The sequence below is a fragment of the Flavobacterium granuli genome (genome assembly GCF_900129705.1).
Classification (GTDB): Bacteria; Bacteroidota; Bacteroidia; order Flavobacteriales; family Flavobacteriaceae; genus Flavobacterium; species Flavobacterium granuli.
In genome coordinates this window covers 43,788-65,122 of the sequence record NZ_FQWO01000016.1, presented here as the reverse complement: position 1 = coordinate 65,122, position 21,335 = coordinate 43,788, and the positions used below count along the sequence as shown (strand labels likewise).

Genomic DNA, 21,335 nt, shown 5'->3' with positions numbered 1-21,335 from the left:
TAGCCAAAACTTAATCTCTATTTTGGCTAAAGCCCATTTTTTATTCAATATACAAAACGGGCTGAAGCCCGTTTCTATTGATGTTTTTAAAATAGAAGACTTATATCTTCTAAACTAGAAATACACAACTGGTCGAGAAATTCCGGTGAGCTGTTACATTCTTAAAAATAAGAATAATCTTGTTTTTTCGCAAAACTTTTTTATATTTGGAAGTAATATAACGAAGGTTTTTTCATAGACTGACGTTGGCAAACATTATAAAACGACCATGAAAATCACTAGAATACTTTTTATTGTTCTCCTGCTATTTTCTACATTTCTATCATGCAGATCAAATAAAACGTTTCACAATCAAAATAGAGAATTCGGTGCGGTCGAAAATGAAAAGAAAATTGGCAAATGGAAATATTTTTATGAAAACGGGAACTTATATCAAATTGGTCGGTTTGCGAAGAATCAGGAAGCAGGTCTGTGGAAAATTTATCATGAAAATGGCAATTTATCACAAGTTGGGCGATTCAAGAATGGGAAGCAAAATGGTAAATGGATTTTCTACTACGATGATGGAACATTACAAGGTAAAGGAAATTTAAATCAAGGAAAACTTATTGGAAAATGGGTTTGGTATCATGAAAATGGAACACTATACACGGAACGATCTTTTAAAAATGGAAAACTTGTTGAAATTATAAGTTCATTTGACGGAAACGGAAATGCAATTAATAAAGGAACATTTTTGAATGGAACCGGTTCAATGTACATTCATAATATTGAGGGCAAAATAGTCGACAGCGTTAACTATAAATTTGGGGAAATCTTAAAATAACGTCTGCCAACAGCTAGAATTTCGTTGCCCCCCTAGCGCGAGCATCTTGCTCGTGCTGATTACACAACAAAAAGTTGTACAGTTTAATACACAGATTTCGTTTAACTGTTTAACACCTAAACGAATTTTTCGAAAAAAAAATAAGCGCCTTATATTAAACTATCTATGATGAAAAAACAACAATGTCTACTCTTGCTTTTAATTGCGAATACCTTATTTGCGCAATCTATAATTAAAGTAGGTGAAAAATCACCCAAAATAGTCATTACAGATTATATCCAGAACATACCCAAAGACACCAATTTAAAAAACAAATTTGTTTTATTGGAGTTTTGGGCAACCTGGTGTGGTCCCTGTTTGGATCAAGTGCCTAATTTGAATAAATTGCAAGAGAAATATAAATCCAAAAAAGATTTTGTTTTGATCTCAATTACCGATGAAAAAACAGATAAAGTTTTGCGGACATTAAAACGCATTCCTTTTAAATCAGCAGTTGTTAGTGATCAGACCGGACAAACTATTAAAAACTTTGGCATTAAAGCCTTTCCAACCACTATTCTTATTGACGATAAAGGAATTCTGAAATGGATTGGACATCCAGAAACTTTAAACGATGTGATTCTGAATAACTTTCTGAATGATAAAGAAATTTCCACAAGTCAAAATTCATATTCGGATATACCGCCATCGCCAACAAGTAGAAATCCTACTAAAATAGAAGAATTAAACGCAATAGATTTAGGCTATAAAACAACTACAATTGATGAAACGATTTATTCGTTTTCCCTCTTTAAAGGAAATAAAAATCAAGGAGATGCATACCTTTTTGATTTTAATAATGAAGGGAATTATCAAAATTGGAATCAAAAACTAATCTCAATTTTTTCCAATTTAACAGATGCTTTTGAAAATAATATTGTTATTCCCGACGATCAAAAAAACAAATTGTATAGTGTCTTTTATAAAAACAGTTTATTTAAGAATGAAAAGGAAGAACGAAATAAAATTAAAAACTTACTCTTAAATTCGTTGTCGTTAGAAGAAAATTTAACATACAAAGAAGAGTCAATTTATGTTTTAAAAATAATTAATAAAAATAAGCTGCAAGAAATATTTAACGAAAAAGGTGGCGAAGACGGGTACAATAAAACTCATTTCATGATTGCTAACATTAAAATTGGACGAATGTTAAATACTGTGAGTAGATTTTATAATATTGTAATTAAGGATGAAACAGGACTACTGGGTAATTACGATTTTATTTTGAGAAACGATTCGATAGAAAACACTATAAAAGATTTAGAACTTTATGGGTTGACCTTAGAAAAATCTAAAGCTAATATACCCTATTATGAATACGTTTCTACACAATGATATTTGCAATCGCATCCACATTTCTTTTCGTCTTAAATAAGAAACCAATTCAGGATAGTTTTATCCTCTATCTCGAAAACAAGAAAAAAATAGGCAAATCAAGATAGCAATAAAAGATCATGAGTAAATACTTTAATAGATTCCATTAATATATTAAAGGTTCCCAAATAGAATACTGATAGATTCCTATCCTGTGGAACCAAGTTACAATACGGTATCAAAAAGTCATAATTTATATTAAATTTAAATGAAAAAAATCGTCTTATTATTTTTTCTGTGTACTTTATCGTATTCACAGAATGTGTCCATTAGCCTTCATTTCGAAGGGATTAAAGATTCTACAAAACTTTATTACAGTAAATCTTTTGATGGAAACCCTTCTCATTTTGTTAATTTTAAAGAAGAAACTGTAATAATAAACAACGTTGCCCATATCTCTTTCTCACAAAAAAATATTGGACGATTGGTAACATGGCGCACTAATGAGATGCCGTATGCTGTAGTACTCCCCTGTAAAAATGGTGATGTTATTGATGTTTTTTTCAAAAAAAACAATGATAAAATAGAAACGAGTTTTGTTGGTTCGAACGCAGAAGGATTGGAGTTTTTAAATAATTCGCCTTATTTTCTTAAATTAAACAGGGAACTAGCCTACATTTTTATCGATGGCCAGTCTTCATCGGAAATTATCGAGAAAATAGAAGGGTTGAAAAACAGAAATATTGAGGAATTAAAAGGGCTATTAACAAACAACAAAATTTCAAAAGATTTTTTTGAATTTGTTAAGCTTTATCAGGAAACAGAGATTGTCATGATGTCCTATTTATATCTGGATGGATTTCTATCTGGTGACGAAAGTGCAAAAATATCCCAAGAAGAAACAAAAAGAACCATCCAAAAATTAGACAGCATGTATAATGTTTTTGACGAAAAATACAGTAGTATAAAAACGAATAATCAGTATCATAATATTATCAATAAATGTAAATTTATTAGTCAAAATATTTTAGTAGGTAAAGAAGAAGATTATAAGTTATGGGATGCCGAATTAAAAAACTATAATTTTTGCCCGAAAGAATTACAGGAATTTTTGATCTACTATCAAATAACAAAAAATGATTTTGATTTCAGCTTGTATAATCGTTATAAAAGAATTTTTCCAAATGGAATTTATATAAAAGTACTGCGTAAACAATCGGAAACGGCTAAGAGAACTACCTTAGTCCCGGGCTCTTTTACTACATTTAACGGTGATCAAAAAAAATTAAAATTAATATCTAATGAAGAATTCCCTACTATAACTGATCTTTTAAAATCTACATTTAAGTCGAAAGCGGTATTTGTAGATATATGGGCCACTTGGTGCTCACCTTGCAAAGACGAATTTAAATATTCAGATAAGTTAACCGAATTTTTAAAATCGCAAAATATTGAACTATTGTATTTAACTATTGACAATGCCAAAGCCGTGGGTAAATGGAGTGATTTTATTGTTGAAAATAAATTATATGGGAATCATTATTTTACAACGACGAAATTAAAAAAAGAGTTAATGATGCTCCTAAATATTAAAAATGACATAATGATTCCTAGATATTTACTTTTTAATGACAGAGGTGAACTAATTTTAGAGGACGCTAAAAGACCTTCCCAAGGACAAAAATTGTATGATCAAATAATAACAGCCATTAAATAAGCAATAAAGATGACAGAAAATTTCAATTATCTTTTTCAATATTTGAAAAAAGAAGCTATAGATGTTGATAAAACTGAATTCTTGTTTCAGATTAAATCGCATCCAGATTATGCTTCTATATTAGCAACAGCCATGTCTTAATGTTTTTTTAGATGAATTCGCATAAACTTCGCATAAAATCGCATGAGGATTATTCTGCTTACTCTTTATTTTTGATAAAATTTATCTTACATTCGTATATTAAGAAACCAAGTGCACGTGGTAGATGGATTAAAGTGATTGTGGAGTAATTTTAAAAATGAATATTAAATTTAAATTTTAAAAAATTATGAAACAAATTAAAAAACTGAGTCTTTCTAATTTGATTGGCAAATTGACAAGAAACAAAATGCGTTATGTTATGGCTGGTAGTGGAGATAGTGCAAAAAAATGTGGCACCTGTTATAGTGCATATGATTGTGGATCAACATGTAATATGTACACTGGTAGAATGGATGGTAGTGGTAAAGGTGATTGCGGTAAATAATTTTTAGTATTCTTATTCTATAAATTAGTCTTATAAACAAGAAATCTTATTGAATCAAGTTTATTGTTTATTATTAAATCTTTAGTATATATGAAGTTAAAACTTTCAATTTTCTTTTTATTTCTTTCATTTAAATTGGTAGCGCAGCACAACTTTGTGCTAAATGGTGTCTGCTCAAAAAATACTGTTTCAAAAAATATTTATTTGACATATAACGTCAATGGCAAGAGCATTACCAAATCTTCACAGATTCATAATAATAAATTTGTATTTAAAGGAGAAATTGATTTTCCTGTTAAAGCGATTATTTGTACTGACGCTAGGTTTTATATGACAAATTTAAATTCAAAAGTATTTTATTTGGAACCGTGTATAATGAATGCTAAACTCGATTTTGATGATTTGAGTACTATAGTTATAAATGGTTCTAAAACGAACGATGAGTTTAATGTATTACAAAATACAACGGAAAAGAAAAAAAATCGCAAAAAAAATGATTCTATCAGAGAATTGAGTAGACTTTATTCTGCTAAAATGATTGAAACAAATGATAAATCTTTAAAAATTAAATTTCAAGAGAGTTTAGATTCGCTTGATCATCAGTTGGATCAATTGGTTGATCAAAGTATAAAAAAAAATAAGCAATTGGATTTTGAATTTATAAAAAAAAATCCAAATTCATTTGTAGCACCTGACTTGTTAGATTATATATTGGAAGAAGAGAATAATCAAATTCCATATGAGACAATTGAAAATTTATACAATAAATTAGGGTCAGAAGTGAAAAAATCTTACGGTGGAAAACAATTGGCTGAAAAATTAAATTATTTTAAAAATAGTAGAATTGGAAGCCTAGCTAGTGATTTTAAAGGGAGTGATGTAAATGCTGACTTTTTACAACTTAGTTCATTTAGAAACAACAAATATGTGCTTCTTGATTTTTGGGCAAGTTGGTGTGGTCCTTGCAGAGAAGATTTTCCTTTTCTAAAAGAAATGTACTCTAAATATAAAGACAAAGGCTTTGAAATTATAAGTGTTACGAAGGATGAAAAACTAGATTTATGGAGAGCTACAATACAAAAAGAAAATATTGAAAAATGGAAACATTTTTCAATCAAAGAAAACAAAAGCACAATTGAAGATACCTATGTTGTAACAGCAATTCCAACAAAAATCTTAATCGATAAAGATGGCAATATCATCGGCAGATGGATAGGTAGTAGTGCAGAAAACATCGAAGCAATCGAAAACATGATTACTGAAATATTTGACAACTAATCCACAATATCTACCTCCAAGTACCTAAAAGAATAAACAAATCTCAAACCAAACTATTTATTTTTTATACAAATAGTTACAGTTCAAAAAATAAACCAACAGTATAAAAACACAACAAATACATTTTTAATAACGGGAAAAATGTAGACTTCTGTTTGCTATATTAAACTAACTAAACAAGTCTTTATTTTTTCATTTTACAAATAATTTATAACCGAAAATTTCAATTGCCTTTTTCAATATTTGAAAAAATAAGATATAATAGTTGATAACGAGGAGTTTTTATTTCAGATACAATCACATCCAGATTCCCCCCCTTTTGTTATCAATAATAGTCTTTCTAATGTGATTAGCAAGCTTACAAGAAATGAGATATGTTATGACTGGAGGTACTACATGTAATGACGATACTCTAGTTATTGTTTCTGGTTGTAGTGATCAAACTCTAGCTTGTACAGATAATGACGGAGCAGATACCTGTAAATGCGACTATTCAAGTCCTTTAGATCCTCCTAAATAATAAATAAAGAATATTAGCCGTCTCAAAAAGAAGGTAGTTTTTCTTAAGATTTTGTTCTATATTCGTCTGAACTGTAAGAAATAGCATTATGAAAAACATATTAAGTATTATTATTCTTTTATCAATAGCTTTAATTGGTTTTGGATTTCAGAGAACCAAAATTAAACACGAACCTCCTAAAACCGTTCACTTAAACATTGAAAAAAGTGATACAATATTGAAATGGGTAATTCTGGCTGAAGATCAAAACGATGATTTTAAAGAATCCTCTTTAACGAAATCTAAAAATGAGAATGAAAACTTAGACTTTGTATTTGGTTTATCAGCCCCCAAAATATTTCGTTTCTATGGGCTAAAGCCAATGACTGCCCCGAGATTAGTATATATTACACCTGGAGATAGCATCACGTATAAATTAAATGATAAGAATATTCTTGTTTTTGAAGGTCCTAACGCTGCACACTATAATTTTTTTACTAAACTTGACGAATTACATTTACCTAAATTAAGCTACTCTGAAAAAGAAGGCGTTGAGAAGTATAAGCAAAGTTTGGAACAGAATTACAAAAAAAAAATGTCCTTTTTAGAAAAGTATATTAAAAACGAAAAAGTTTCCGATATGTTCTCTCGAAAGATGAGAATGGTATTGAAATTTCAATATATAAAATCACAATTGTCTTGTATTCCCGAAGAGGCCACAATTAATGATGCAAAGTACTTGAATGGAATAGACCTTAAACTGTTTAATCGAAATGATCAGCAGGATAATGGATCTTTTCATCTGGCCTTAATGAAATACCTGCATTTTGCTTCTAAAATAAAAGATAAGTCAGAAGCATATTCAAAAGAAAAGCTGAATTACCAGTTGAATTTGATTGATAAAAATTTATCTGGGGATATTAGAGAGTATGCTATTACAAAAACATTATTTGAATATGATAATCATTTGAAATCTGAAAATATAAATCTTTTACAAAAGACAATTAATAATTATTTACCTCAAATAAAGGAAAAAAAATATAATGAAGTTCTTGTACAAATAAGAGACAGATTAATTAAGTTTAATTCACAATTGCCGGAAGAGGTTTTAAATTCAAAACTAATGGATATAAAAGGGAATAGTATAACCTTGGGTGAGGTTTTAAAACAGCAAGGCGATAAAATTAAAGTAATTGACTTTTGGGCTAGCTGGTGTTCGCCTTGTATTGAAGAAATAAAAAAGAGCAGTAAGTATAGAGATAAATTAATTCAGGAAAACAAGGTGGAATTTCTCTATTTTTCAATTGACAAAGATCCTGAAAAGTGGAAAAAGAAAGTAGCGGAATTAGAAAAATCAGGAATGGATAAAAACCAATATCTGATTGATGTAACCACATATTCTAATTTAGGAAGCTTTTTAAACATAAGTACCATCCCACGATATGCCATTTTAGACCGTACAAATAAAATGTTTCTAAGTAACGCTCCTTCTCCTATAGATAATTTGCAATTTAACAACATAATTAATCAGGTTAACTCATTAAGATAGTGCTAATTTATAATCACTATGTAGTTTTTATTTGCATATCCAAAACCTCTATTTAAATACCATGTAGAGTATGATAAAATTTAGAAATAGAAATAGAAATAGTTATTTCTTCCTTAAGAATTTGTATTTGATTCTGTTTGTTTTTGCACAAAATTCTTTTTCCCAAGAATTACAATCTAAAATAAATCAAATTTCGCGAATAACTGTTTATTCAAAAAGTTCAAATTTACCTATTGAAGGTGCAAGTGCGAAACTCATATTTATCAATGATTCATATGAATTTGTTATTTCTGATAAACAAGGCATTTTTAAAATACCTCCATTTAAATACAGAAATAATGAAATTAAAAGTATTGAAATCTCTTCTTTAGGGTATAAAAAAATTGTAACTAAATTTTTATTGCAAAGCTATTTTTTAAATGATAATGTAGAAGATTTAAACGAAATAGTTATTTCGAAAAAAAGTAACGCAAAGCTAGAACTGTCTTCTTTCGAAAAATTAAACAGTGTCCCAATAAATTTTAGTTGGGAAGGCAAAGCCGCCGTTTTTATTCCAAAAGTCAATGGGGATTCTCAAATAAAAAAAGTGCTATTTGGCGTCAGCGATTTTGGCGGGGTAAAAAATTTAAAATATTTGCCCTTCAAATTTAATTTGTATACCAAAGATAGTGTAGGTTACCCTGATAAACCACTACTGGAAAAAGACATCTTGATAGCCAAAAAAGATAACAAAATTTGGACTAAAGTAGATGTTTCCAGCTATAATTTAAAGATGCCTAATGACGGTGTTTTTGTTGTTTTTATTTTATTAAAAAAAGAAGAATACAAGTATAAGAATGATGAATTTATTAGTTCAAAAATAGGAGCGATTGCGGCAGTCCCAGCATTAAGAGCCTATAGATATCAAAAAGATTACATTCGTAAATCATATTACTTTCATAATTATTTATATTTGCCTCTCCAGAAAAGTAATATTTGGACATTAGAAGAATGTCATTACTGGATGGATATTGAATTTTAATTTAACTTCAATTTGAATCGCTAACCATTTATTCATTAAAACGGTTCCTGAATTTATTTCTAATTCCCAGGCTGGCGCTAGCGTCTCGCTTGTGCCCACAAACAAAATCAATTAAGTAAATAATCCTGCTATTCGAGGTCTCCTGACCTCGAACTATTGCCAGTTATCTGAAAGCTGATTACGTGTGATTTAATTTCTTGACTGGCAATAAGAAACCCCCGCTATTCGAGGTCTCCTGACCTCGAATTATACTGGCACTTGTCTTAAAGCTAATGTACGTCGAATTGCATTCACCTTTGAGATCGCCGCTCTACATCCATCCCTTATGGGTTTTACGATAAATGAGTAAGAAGAATTTCAAGAGGCCATTGCGCCTCTTTTTTTATGCTCAATAATCTAAGGAATTACCAGCAGCAAAACTACTGAATGATCACCGCAATTATGCGGTAAACATAAAGCTTATTCACCGCATTAGTACAAAAAACAAGGTATGCAATTCCGGAATTGAACTATGCAATTCCGGAATTGCACAGCATACTATTTGCAATCCTGAAAACCATCAGATAGATTTACCAACCAATTCAATTCCCAAATAAGTCAATTTGTAAATCCTAAACCATGGCTATGAAATTATTCTCTGAATCCCTGATGTCTGAACTGGAGCAGCAGTTAAAACAAATTCATCTGCAAACTCAAAATCCAATAGACTATGCTGAGCAGGCGATAAAGTGCAACATTCTTTATCTGGAGCAACTGAAAACCTTTTTCATCAAATACAAACGACTAAACAAAAAAGAAGAAATCGAATTCTTCCGGAACATCAAACCAAAGTTTGCGGCCAAACTCATTTATTATAACGAAATCTACGCTTTGGAAACCAACAAGCCATTGGGTTCCCTAAAAACAATAGATAAATATTATAAAGCAGAACTCCTTAAATTAAAAAGCTACTTCAAACAAAATAAGGACTTCTACCGCTACTACCGCACGGCTAACAACTGCCTGGATAATATATACTTTATCAGGGCCAAATACGACCTTAAACTAATGCATGACAGCTTATACTTCCATATAGACCACCGCTTCTCGACCTCTCATGACTATAAGGTGGCCAGAATACTGGCCAACGACGCGCTAAAAACCTTTCTGGAAGAGCAAATCGCATCCTTGGAAAAAAAGAGTCTTAAGACCTCCACTCCTGCTCCGCCTGCTACAGGCCTGAAATGGACAGGATCCAAAGTGGATCTGATAGAATTGATATATGCCCTCCATACGCAGGGTCTTTTTAATAACGGAGCCCTAAGTCTTAAAGATGTCATTGGCTTTTTTGAGACCGTATTTCATACTGATTTAGGGCAATTCAACCGGGTTTTTCTCGAAATCAGAAACCGAAAATCCGACAGAACAAAATTCCTGAATATACTCAAAAACAAACTCATCATCCGTATGGACGATGCGGATGAAAATTGAAAAAGACTACTCAAAATGAATAGTCTTTTTTAATTAAACGTATAAACTTTCTATCTTAGACCCCTAGTCGGTAACCCTCTCGCTATCAATAAAACCGGTGATAAGCTTCTTCCAGTCTGGATCGATTATTTGTTCTCCTTCTGTTTGAGTAGAATAACTAGAAAGGCTGTTCGCTGCCCCATCAGCATCCTCGCTGTTTAACGTTATTTGCTCTGCTTCTTCAGCATTATAATGAAGTAGTGCTTTTTTGGCGGTTGTTATAACTGAACCCTCATTCGATTCAAAAGGAGCATCGGCAGTACAGGAACTAACGGTCGCCAAAAAACTAAGGCAAATAAAAATACTGAAACCTGAATAAACTTTTTTCATCTTTGTTACTGTTTTAAATGTTACTGATTACTTTTTTCATCAGTTCATTTCTCCCGGGATAATCTGAACAATGTGGCTGTTGGTTTTACTCATAACAAAACCGTTTGAATTCAGCACAAAGCTACTGGGACACTTGTACTCCGGCAAACCAAGTAGTATTCAATTCCCGAATCGCCTATATGTAATTCGCGAATTACATACACTAAATTCAACACCAACAAATACAAAATCAATCAGTTCCACACAAAAAGACACTGTTTTTTTTTACGAGAGGATTACTTCTTTCTTTCAAATTATTTTCCTACATTTATTTTACAAAGAATAGCGTTTTTAATACATTTTCTAATTAGTATCCCCAAAATTTCTTAGAAACATGACAAAGAAATACTTAGTTATACTATGGCTATGCCTGTATCATTATGCCCATGCACAACACCATAATTTCATCATTCCGGACAGTCTTTCGACTAGAGACTACAACTATTTTAGCAAAAACATCCAATATGAGGAAAAAGACAGTATCAAAGAGCGGCTTTATGCCTACTCCTGGTTAACGAAGGCAAAAAGGGAGAAAAACTTCGCTCAAAAGGCACTGGCGTATAAAGCCTTAATTTATACTACTAATAAAAAACTACAGCTCAGCTATGCCGATAGCATGCTGACAGCGGCCAAACGCACAGCCGATCTGGAACTAATAGGATCGGCCTATATGACAAAAGGAATTCAGCACTATGATGCCAAAGAGAAGTTGGAAGCCCTCGAAAACTACATGATTGCCGACGAATACATTTCAAAGACCACTAACCACTACCTTATTCATAAAATAAAATACACGATTGCCCAAATCAAATATACCCTTGAATTCTATGATGATGCAAGCCTATTATTTCAGGAATGCGTCAAATACTTCAGGAAAAATAATGAACGCGCCTATCTGAATTCACTGCACTCTTTAGGACTATGTTACAACCGCTTGGGCAATTATGAAGCTTGCAGTCAAGTTAACCAACAAGGCCTCAACGAAGGTCTTCGTGTTAAAAACACTGAAATGCAGGCCTATTTTCTCCATTCCGAAGGGATAAACCAGTACTTTAAACACAATTACCCCGATGCCATAGAGAAACTGACAGCGGTAGTAGCTGAAATGAAGAAGAATCACGATTTTGCCAACGAAACGACCGCCTATTTTTACATCGGAAAAAGCTACTGGGCTAAAAAATCACATCAAAAGGCCTTAGCCTATCTTAAAAAGATAGATGAAGCTTTTCAGAAACAAAAGTACATCCGACCGGATTTACGGGAAGCCTACGAACTATTAATTGAATATTATCAGCAACAAAATAACAAAGAGTTAGAACTATACTACAGCAGCAGCCTTATAAAAGTAGATCAGCAGCTGCATAAAGATTTTAAACAGCTTTCGGGAAAAATACTCAAAGAATACGACACCAAAAAACTCCTTCAAAATCAAAAGAACAGCGAGCAGTACTGGATAGGGGTAGTAAGTCTAATGACACTAATCATAGGACTACTGGGGCGCAGGCATTTTAAAAATAAAAGATTATTTCAAGAGTTGATGCATCGCATACCCGAAAAAGTGCCTTCGTTAGTTTCATACCATAGCGCTAGGGAAAATGAACTGGATATCAATCCCGAACTCATTGCCACTATTCTAAAAAATATTGAAAAATTTGAGTATACTAAAAAATACCTTGAAAAAGACATGACTTTAGCTAAATTGGCTATTTTACTGAACACCAATATGAAATACGCCTCAAAAATTATTTTGCACTATCGCAACAAGAGAACCGTTGACTATATCAATAATTTAAAGATTGATCATATTATAGCATTACTCAAAAACGAAAACAAATACCGTAAATATACCAACAAGGCTTTAAGCGATGAATGCGGCTTCGGTTCTACCCAAAACTTCACCAGGGCATTCAATAACAGAACCGGCCTTTCACCCACGTACTTCATTAGTAGATTAAGAAGTCAATAACCGCATCCCGTCCCAACAGATCTTTCTTTTTTTCTCTCACAACTTGTGAACTACTTGTGCTATAAAGCCCTGAAATAATTACAATTTTGCTCCATAACAACATAAAACAAGAGTTGTGGCAATTATAATCCTCCTCAAAAACTAGCTTCTTGAATTGTCCAACTCTCTTTTATTTCCATTCAGAGAAATATTGAGGGATAAGCCGGACATTCAAAAAATGGTAAAAATCGAACTTTGCCTTTGCTGACAAAAAACACTATTGCGCATTCACCTCAACTTATTCACTAACAAAATGAATTACCAAAGACATCTCAGCGTATTTTTTGACCGTATCCTCCTAGATGGTAGCCTCAACCCTACCCATATTAGCTTGTATATTGCCTTATTCCAATTCTGGAATATCAACCGCTTTCAAAACCCTATAAGCATAAGTCGGGATGAGGTAATGCGGGTGAGTAAAATTTGCTCTAAGGCAACCTACCATAAATGCATGAGGGAATTAAATGAAAAGGGGTATCTTAAATATGAACCTTCATTCAATCCTTATAAAGGGAGCATGGTAAGCCTCTACCCTTTTGAATAAGAACGTAGGTGTACGTGTTCTAGAATTGAAAAAACGATTAAACTGACCACTCTATTCCAATGTAAATTGACCAATAAAAAACATTAAAAAAATCCATCTCAAACACAAATCAGTTTGTTAAAAATCAACAAATTATCATTTATTTTCACGAACAGCACCTACTAGAATTCAGTAGTCATTTCAAATTGGAATCAGGTGGTCAATGCCATTGGAATTTACAATGTAGTTAAAAGAATATATAATCGATAAAATATCGATTATATACTTATTTTTTTACAAGTAAAAACAAAACAGATTATGGATTTCAGCAGATTATTATCTACTTTTGAAGGACAGCCAATAACGCATCAAATGCTGACCAGCATACTAAGTCAATACAAGCGACCTAATGACAAAATCAAAGCATTGAAAGACAAAGGCATAATCAAATCTGTAAAAAGAGGGATCTACATTCCAGGAAAAAACGCAAATATGCGAGTGCCTGAAAGTGGCTTGATTGCCAATCATATTTATGGCCCAAGTTATTTATCAATGGAAACCTCATTATCTCATTACGGCTTGATTCCAGAACGCGTATATCAACACCTTAACATAAGAACAAATTAAATTTGCATCTATAAAGCTACAAAGGCGCTGTTATTTCATTAGAACCATTCTTAAAAAAAAAGCCTTCAATAAATTGAAGGCTAAAACAAACACTAAACTTGAAAAACTTTTAACGTTTTTCCAAAACTCTCTCGGGATAATCCGTAATAATTCCATCCACTTGAAGCTTAATCATATTATCGATATCCTGCTCCTCATTAACAGTCCACGGAATAACTTTTATTTGTAATGATCGAATAGAATCTACTGCTTCTTTGTTGAGTAATTTATAATTTGGACTATAAATTTCTGGTTTAAAATCAAGCAGTAAAAGGTTTTTAGCTACAGCACCTTCTCCAACCAAATATGCCAATTTTACTTTTGGATATTTTTTATGCATCACATTTAAAACCGTCGGATCAAAAGACTGAATATTGATTTTTCGCTCAATTCCTTTTTCTTTAATGATTTTCATTAGTATTTCTGTAAAAACTTCCGGCTCGGGCTGACTTTTACCATATTCCGATTTTTCAGATTTGATTTCGATATTGTATCTAACGGGTTTTAGATTATTTCTGGAAATATACTGCTCGACACTATCAATCATATCCGACAATAGCGGTTTATACGTTTTTTGGTTTTGCTGCTGCGGAAAAGCAGCATTTCCTCTCGAACCGCTGTCAAACTTACTGATGCTGTCATAAGTCATTTCATAAAGATTATAACTCTTTTCTTTATCCTTTGCAATTGGATTTCCTGCAAAATCCGACATGTACTGCGAAGACATAAAAGGCTCGTGAGAAACGACAACTTTTTGATCTTTAGAAATTACAACATCTAATTCCAGAACATCAACACCTTTATTTACAGCGCTGATAAAAGCAGAAATCGAATTCTCTGGAAAATTTCCGCGATCGCCACGATGACCTTGCACTTCAATTTTTGAAGTAATTCCTTTTTGACTTCCACAAGAATATACCACTAAAACTGCTACTAAAACACAGCTTATCTTTTTGATTTTTATCATTTTCTAAAATCAATTATTTTACTTTATCTATTCTGTAAGTTGTATTTGCAGTATGCGTTTTACCAAACATATCTGTCGCTTTGATCTCAATTGCATGTTCTCCAATCGCAAGATCCGAAGGAATATTTCCTCTCCAAACGTGCGTACTTTTTTCAGGATCAGATGAACGTTTTCCCGGCATAAGCACTTCTGATAATTCCCATTCATAAACCAATTCTACGTATGATGGATCTTGAACCTCAACGTATTCCATTTCTTTCCATTCTCCTTGATCTACGCGGTAAACAACTTTGTCTTTTTTGCTTCCCATAAAAAAATTGGCAAATACTCCAGATTTTGTGCGTTTTCCTTTTGCAACTACTTTTGGAGCGAAAACTTTCATTTGGTAATTTTCTGGTTTTCCAGCCACTTTGTAATCTATTGTATATTTATTTCCATTAAAATGAATGAAAGCATATCCTTTTGGAGTTCCGTCTCTCATAACAGAAATTGGGATTCCTTTTTCATCCAGTTTTCCTGAATACCAATCGCCTGAAGTTGTTCCGATATTGTAATGATGATGCGGCGTTTCTTGTAACCAGCCATCTTTCTTTTCGAAAAAATCCTGTCTTTGCAAATGCGTATGTGCTGAAAGAGAAAGTGTGTTTGGGAAATCCTTCAACAATTCAAATAACTTTTGACGGTCTGAATCTCTAAAAGAATCGTCTTTACTATCCGGCTCGCTAATCGGAATATGAAAAGCCATTACAATTAAATTATCTTTTGGAACTAATTTCAAATCATTTTCTATAAATTTTAATTGATCTTCTGTAAAACCTCCCCAATAACCTTCATGATCTCTCGGATCCGGATATAAAACATCATCAAGGACAATGAAATGGACTTTTCCGTAATTGAAAGCATAATTAGCTGGACCAAAATGTGCTTCGTAAGTTTCATCGGCCAGATTATCTGCTTTGGCATCAAAATTTAAATCGTGATTTCCTAAAAGATTGTACCAAGGAATTCCGATTTTTTTAACGGATTGAATATATGGATTGAATAAACTAAGATCATTTCCAACCAAATCTCCCATACTTAATCCAAACGGAATGTTTTTAATTCCTTCGACTTCAGAAACAATTCCTCTTGTAAAAAAATCAACTTCTTCAAGCGTATAAGGCTGCGGATCTCCAAAAACTAGCGCTGTAAAATCAGCCGTTTCTTTTTGCGGAATTAATCCAAAATCGACAGATTCTGGAAGCTTTCCTGTTGGAACAACGCCTTCGAATTTTCCTTTAGGAGAACCTGCCGGTTTGTGATTATAGAAAAACTGAGGCAGATTGTCTTTATTAACCTGAATTTTATAAGCTGACGGTTTGATTACCGCAATAATAGCGTCGTCTTTTAACGGAAGTTCATAGTTTCCTTTTTTATCTGTTAAAACCACTTCGCGACCATTTGTAACGGCAACATTGGCAATTCCTTTTTCCTTTTTTTCTTTTTTACCGTTTTGATTTACATCTTCAAAAACGATTCCTTTTACAGTTGTTTGTGCTGTCAAAACACAACAAAACAATACTGCACTAAATATAAATGTCTTTTTCATTTTTAAAAATTATTTATCCCACCAAACTTTAGTATTGATATTGTCACCTCCAACCATCTCAACAGCTTCCAGATAGTTTGCATTGTTTTTAATCTGCTGATTGTCCGGATAAGTGAATCTTGACGGCATAATTCCGTTATTCAACATTGCGGTTGTGGTTGGTAACACAGGAAGTCCTGTTCTACGGTATTCAAACCATTGCTGATAATCTGTAAAATACAAAGCGTAGTATTTTTGCAACATGATTCTTTCCAACGTTCCATCATACTTTGCTTCTGGTTTATCAAAATATGTTGCGGGAGTTGTTGCTTTTAATTGTTCGATTCCAGCTCTAACGCCTTTTTCGTAATGTCCGGCTGCATCTGCGATAAGACCTCTTTGTGCTAATTCTGCTTTGATAAATTCAACCTCAGCATAGGTTAGAATTAAAATCTGCATCGGATTTTGGACCTGTACATTGTAAAGCGTTGAGGCATTGTACTTAAACTGAGAATCTGCACCTGCATATCCGCTGTCAATTCCTTTAAATCCAATTGGCGCATTGGTAACCAAAGCTGTCGCACCGGTTGCGATTATCGTTCTTCTCGGATCTTCAAGTGTATTTAAATTATCAATAAAGAAAGAGGCCATTTTGATATTCAAATTAAAATCCTGCGGTCTTCCCCATGGAGAAACATTTGGAGCAACTCCCGTTACTTTCAAAATAGCACTTTCGGCTGTATTGTTAAAAACCGGATAAATTTCAGGATGATTCGCCATATAAGCTAGTTTCTGAAAAGCGCCTGTTTCTGTTCTGTTTGAAACTCTCAGAAGCAATCTCATTTTAAGAGAATTGGTGAATTTTTTCCATTTCAAAACATTGTTCTGAAACAAAATATCTTCTGAATAAATCATGGCTTTACTAGTATCGTAAAGCGTATTGGCTTTTTCTAAATCGGCTAAAAGCGTTTCGTAAATAAACTCTTGTGTATCGTATTTCGGATACAAAATACCGTCTTCTCCGCGAACGGCTTCCGTCATCGGAATTGGACCAAAAAGATCCGTAAGATTCGCATAAACCAAAGCATTAAGCGTTAATGCTACAGCTTCGTAATTCTTGTCTCCAGCTTTTACTGAAGCCATACGCATTTCTCTAATATTTGAAAGCCATTTGTAATAGTTATTCCAAGCCGAATTACCGATATTATTACTCACATCATAACGATGCAAGCCTCCAGTAATACTTGGAAATGGCAGTGAAACCTGCATTAAATTGAAAGTAACATCTACACTTTGAGTTGCATTCTGGGAAGCAATTCCGTAGATAATTGGATTCAATAATGTTCCAGGACTTATTTCTGTGATAAGATTAGGATTTTCGTTAAGTTCTTCAAAACCATTCGAACAAGAAATTGTCAATCCTGTAAGAAATAGAATTATTGCTGTAATTTTTATCTTTTTCATTTTCTTATTATAAAGTCAAACTTAAATTGAAACCATAGGTAGCTGGAGAAGGCATCTGCCCCATTTCTATACCCGGTAAAATTGTATCACCGTTTAATGCTGCCGTTTCTGGATCGTAAATTGGGAAATCTGAAACTGTAGCTAAATCTCTTCCGAAAACTGAAAATTGAAGCGATTGTATTCCTGAATTTTTCAGCCATCTTTTTGGCATATTGTATTGAAGACTGATTTCGCGAAGTTTTCCAAAAGAAGCATCAAAAGAGTTTGATTCAATATTCGCTCTTCTGTAGTAACGACCATACCAATCTGCCGTTTTCACTTGTTTCGTATTTGGAGAATAGGTTCCATCCGTATTTTGAACTACGCCTTCACCGATGATGAAGCCGGTTTCCCTACCCATATTATTTGAATTTAATTTTCCTTGTTCAGAAAGTTTGTGGTGTGTCTGCGAATAAATAATACCTCCGTACTGACCGTCTAAAGTCACATTCATAGTAAAGTTTCCGATTGAAAAACTATTGGTAAAACCTGCTTTCCATTTTGGACTCGCATCCCCGATGTATTGTATTTCCTCAGGATATGCCGGAAGCCCCGCTTTATCGTATACAATTTTACCTTCTGGAGATCTCACAAATCCAAAACCGTAAATTGCACTTGTAGTTCCTCCGACTTTTGCAATAATTGAGGCTGTCCCTCCTGTACCAATTATCTGCTGTCCGTCGATTCCTTCTGGTAATTCCATTACTTTATTCCAGTTTCGTGACCAGTTTAAAGTTGAATTCCATTTAAAGTTTGTATTATCAATAATTTTTCCGCCAAGAACCAATTCGATACCGCGGTTTTTAACTTTACCTCCGTTTAAAACGGCACCGCTGTAACCCGTTGAGAAATCCATCGGAATATCAATAATCTGGTTTTTAGTCACACTTTCATAAACAGTTGCATCTGCATTAAGTCTGTTATTCAGCATTCTAATTTCAAAACCGGTTTCAAAACTCGTTGTGATTTCGGGTTTAAAATGATCATTATATAAAACCGTCAAAGTCTGCGCAGAACTTGGAAAAGCACTTTGTCCATAATATTTCTGTGTTTTATAAGGTTCTGTATCATTTCCTACCTGAGCAAAAGAAAGTCTGTATTTTAAATAATCAATTGATTTTGGAAGACTGAACATTTCAGAAATAACCGCACTGGTATTGATCGATGGATAAAAGAATGAATTGTTTTCTACCGGAAGCGTACTTGTCCAGTCGTTTCTTCCTGTTACGTCCACAAAAAGCATATCGGCATAAGACATCGATATCAAACCATACAAACTGTTCATTTTTTTATTGGCATCGCCCAAAGTTAAAATTGGCGCACTTGAACCATTTGACAATTTATAAACACCTGGAACAACTAAACCTGTAACTTCTGCTTCGGTTCTTCGGTATTTATAACTCATAGCATTTCCTCCTGCTGAAGCAGAAAGCGAGAATTTATCACCAAAACCTTTTTTATAAGAAAGTAAAAAGTCTGAATTGATTTCTTGTTTGAAAACATCCTGTCTTTCATAAAATCCTTTTGCATATCTGTTGATACTATACGGTCTTTTTTGTTCTCTGGTCTGATTGTACGTATTCATAGAAGAGCGCAGCATCAAATCTAAATTTGGAGACAACGTAATATTGGCAAAAATATTCCCAACAATCTGATCACTGTCTAAGCTATTTATCGCTTCATAAGCAATTAAATACGGATTGTCGATGAAAGAACTAAAAGGATGTAGCTGCGCAATCTGCTCTTTGCCTTTCTCCCAAATTGGACGGTACCAATTTAGATCGATATTTGGCTGCTGAAAAATCATAAAATAAGCAATCGAACCGTTATTATATCCTGTAGATGGCAAATTGTCACTGTTTCTAGTGTTGTAATTTATTGTTGTTCCCAGTTTAATTTTATCCGAAACCTGATAATTGGCGTTCACAGCAGCGGTAACTCTGTCGAAACCGGTATTAGGCATAATCCATTCGTTTTTTTGGTTTCCTAAAGAAAGTCGCATTGATCCTTTATTGTCACCGCCCTGAATCGAAATATTATTATTTAAAGTGACACCCGTTCTCCAGAAATCTTTACGATTATCTCTATATGACTGCCAAGGAAGTCTTTCTGCCGATTGTCCTTGCAACGCAGGATCATATTGGTAGAAGTTTTGTCCTATAAATGCAGGTCCCCACGCACTGCTGGTTCCGCTGGTTGAAGTTCCTTCAGCAGAATTTCCGTACGAATAATATTGATTCCCGAATGCATCTGGCGAATTTCCGGTTCCTTGTCCGTATTTGTATTGGTAATCCGGCCATCTTTGGATGACATCGAAAGTCGCTCCGGTATTCAAAGAAATCCCTAAACCTTTGTTTTTCTTTCCTGATTTGGTTGTGATGATTAAAGCACCGTTTGCTGCACGGCTTCCGTAAAGCGCAGTTGCACCTGCACCTTTAAGAACTGTTACCGCATCAATATCATCCAGATTTAAGTCAGAAATTCCGTTTCCATAATCAATTGGCGAATCTTCTCCCATATAAGCACTTGTAGAACCAGATGTTGTCATTTCTGCATTTACCGGAACTCCGTCAACCACAATCAGCGCATAATTTCCTTTCGGACTTAATGATCTGTTTCCACGAAGGGTAATCTGCTGCGAATTTAAAGGTCCTGAACCTGTAGAAGTTATACTTAATCCTGCCACTTTACCTTTCAATCCAGACGACCAGTTGTTTGATCTTCCCTGCGACAAGTTTTCAGATTTAATGGTTTGCTGAGAGAATCCTAGTCGTTTTTCTTCTCTTTTAATTCCTAAGGCCGTTACCACTACTTCATTCAATTCGCTTGTACTTAATTTCATGGTTATAGTAATTAAACCAGCGCTTGCTGCAACTTCCTGAGAAACATATCCCATATAAGAAACCACAAGAACAGCCGAAGAATTTACAGCAAAATTGAAATTACCTTCCATGTCAGTCATTGTACTGGTTCTGGTTCCTTTCTCAAGGATGGTAACGCCTGGCATTGGCATACCACTTTCGTCAAGTACTTTTCCGCGCACATTTATTTGCGCACGAGCATTGTGTGTAACAGCAATTGTATTGTTGAGTTTTTTGAATGATAATCCTGTTTTGACAGCGATTTTAGTCAATAAGCCGTCAAGGCTTTCTTTGTCTGCGTAGATCGAAATGCGTTGTGAAGTTCCTGAGATCTTTTCATCAAAAACAAAAGTAAAAGTCGTTTTCTGTTCTACTGCTTTAAAAAATTCAGTTATGGTCGCATCTTTTAAATTAAGGCTTATCTGTACGTCTTTAGCAGATTGACCTAAGGCAAATCCGTTAAAGGAAAAAATTAATAAAATCATTAAGTAAAGATTTTTCATCTTTATATACTTATTGAAAAAAAATTGTAGTTTCGTGTTCATTACTATTAGGCTATAAATTTTATTTTTAGTCTGTTTTAAATCGCCCGTTTC

Annotated in this window: 16 protein-coding genes; 11 read left to right on the top strand and 5 right to left on the bottom strand. The window is 33.3% G+C overall.

The annotated features are described in order from the left end of the window. The first annotated feature begins 268 nt into the window (after positions 1 to 268). From BUB25_RS15810 to BUB25_RS15775, 9 genes are all read left to right on the top strand, one after another. Complete coding sequence (locus BUB25_RS15810; protein WP_072946050.1) at positions 269 to 826, top strand: toxin-antitoxin system YwqK family antitoxin; 558 nt, start codon at positions 269 to 271, stop codon at positions 824 to 826. Positions 827 to 994: 168 nt separating this feature from the next. Further along, positions 995 to 2,200: a TlpA family protein disulfide reductase gene (locus BUB25_RS15805; protein WP_170066899.1), complete on the top strand. Its 1,206-nt coding sequence runs from the start codon at positions 995 to 997 to the stop codon at positions 2,198 to 2,200. Between the two features lie 247 nt (positions 2,201 to 2,447). Beyond that, positions 2,448 to 3,896 (top strand): TlpA family protein disulfide reductase, encoded by a 1,449-nt coding sequence (locus tag BUB25_RS15800; RefSeq protein ID WP_072946046.1) that lies wholly within the window; start codon positions 2,448 to 2,450, stop codon positions 3,894 to 3,896. 9 nt (positions 3,897 to 3,905) lie between these two features. Further along, on the top strand, positions 3,906 to 4,037 hold the full coding sequence (locus BUB25_RS16830; RefSeq protein WP_262496847.1) for a hypothetical protein: 132 nt from the start codon (positions 3,906 to 3,908) through the stop codon (positions 4,035 to 4,037). Between the two features lie 187 nt (positions 4,038 to 4,224). Further along, positions 4,225 to 4,422 (top strand): hypothetical protein, encoded by a 198-nt coding sequence (locus tag BUB25_RS15795; RefSeq protein ID WP_072946038.1) that lies wholly within the window; start codon positions 4,225 to 4,227, stop codon positions 4,420 to 4,422. A 90-nt stretch (positions 4,423 to 4,512) separates the two neighbouring features. Next, positions 4,513 to 5,700 carry a TlpA disulfide reductase family protein gene (locus tag BUB25_RS15790; RefSeq protein WP_072946036.1) on the top strand — a complete coding sequence of 396 codons (1,188 nt, stop codon included), beginning with the start codon at positions 4,513 to 4,515 and terminating at the stop codon, positions 5,698 to 5,700. 608 nt (positions 5,701 to 6,308) lie between these two features. After that, the gene (locus tag BUB25_RS15785) at positions 6,309 to 7,748 is read left to right on the top strand and encodes a TlpA family protein disulfide reductase (protein ID WP_072946035.1); all 1,440 of its coding nucleotides are present in this window, start codon (positions 6,309 to 6,311) and stop codon (positions 7,746 to 7,748) included. Positions 7,749 to 7,818: 70 nt separating this feature from the next. After that, complete coding sequence (locus tag BUB25_RS15780) at positions 7,819 to 8,769, top strand: hypothetical protein (RefSeq protein WP_072946033.1); 951 nt, start codon at positions 7,819 to 7,821, stop codon at positions 8,767 to 8,769. Positions 8,770 to 9,393: 624 nt separating this feature from the next. Continuing rightward, entirely contained in the window at positions 9,394 to 10,239 is an 846-nt protein-coding gene (locus BUB25_RS15775; RefSeq protein WP_072946057.1) for an RteC domain-containing protein, read from the top strand. Between the two features lie 63 nt (positions 10,240 to 10,302). On the opposite strand, the gene BUB25_RS15770 is transcribed toward BUB25_RS15775, so the two are convergent. Next, entirely contained in the window at positions 10,303 to 10,608 is a 306-nt protein-coding gene (locus tag BUB25_RS15770; RefSeq protein WP_072946031.1) for a hypothetical protein, read from the bottom strand. A gap of 373 nt (positions 10,609 to 10,981) precedes the next feature. Between BUB25_RS15770 and BUB25_RS15765 the strand changes: the two genes are divergently transcribed. Together BUB25_RS15765 and BUB25_RS15755 are read left to right on the top strand one after the other, a co-directional pair. Further along, positions 10,982 to 12,613, top strand: coding sequence for a helix-turn-helix transcriptional regulator (locus BUB25_RS15765; RefSeq protein WP_072946030.1), 1,632 nt, complete (start codon positions 10,982 to 10,984; stop codon positions 12,611 to 12,613). An 880-nt stretch (positions 12,614 to 13,493) separates the two neighbouring features. Next, entirely contained in the window at positions 13,494 to 13,802 is a 309-nt protein-coding gene (locus BUB25_RS15755) for a hypothetical protein (RefSeq protein ID WP_072946028.1), read from the top strand. 109 nt (positions 13,803 to 13,911) lie between these two features. Here BUB25_RS15755 and BUB25_RS15750 read toward each other — a convergent pair whose 3' ends face one another. Genes BUB25_RS15750 through BUB25_RS15735 form a run of 4 tightly spaced genes read right to left on the bottom strand, consistent with a single transcriptional unit; the run spans position 13,912 to position 21,224 of the window. Then, the gene (locus BUB25_RS15750) at positions 13,912 to 14,808 is read right to left on the bottom strand and encodes a glycerophosphodiester phosphodiesterase family protein (RefSeq protein ID WP_072946027.1); all 897 of its coding nucleotides are present in this window, start codon (positions 14,806 to 14,808) and stop codon (positions 13,912 to 13,914) included. Positions 14,809 to 14,821: 13 nt separating this feature from the next. Further along, a complete protein-coding gene (locus BUB25_RS15745; protein WP_072946025.1) occupies positions 14,822 to 16,396 on the bottom strand; it encodes a calcineurin-like phosphoesterase C-terminal domain-containing protein in 1,575 nt (524 codons plus the stop codon). Between the two features lie 9 nt (positions 16,397 to 16,405). Beyond that, entirely contained in the window at positions 16,406 to 17,839 is a 1,434-nt protein-coding gene (locus tag BUB25_RS15740; protein ID WP_106357524.1) for a SusD/RagB family nutrient-binding outer membrane lipoprotein, read from the bottom strand. Positions 17,840 to 17,846: 7 nt separating this feature from the next. After that, positions 17,847 to 21,224: a SusC/RagA family TonB-linked outer membrane protein gene (locus tag BUB25_RS15735; protein WP_244533845.1), complete on the bottom strand. Its 3,378-nt coding sequence runs from the start codon at positions 21,222 to 21,224 to the stop codon at positions 17,847 to 17,849. Positions 21,225 to 21,335 lie beyond the last annotated feature (111 nt).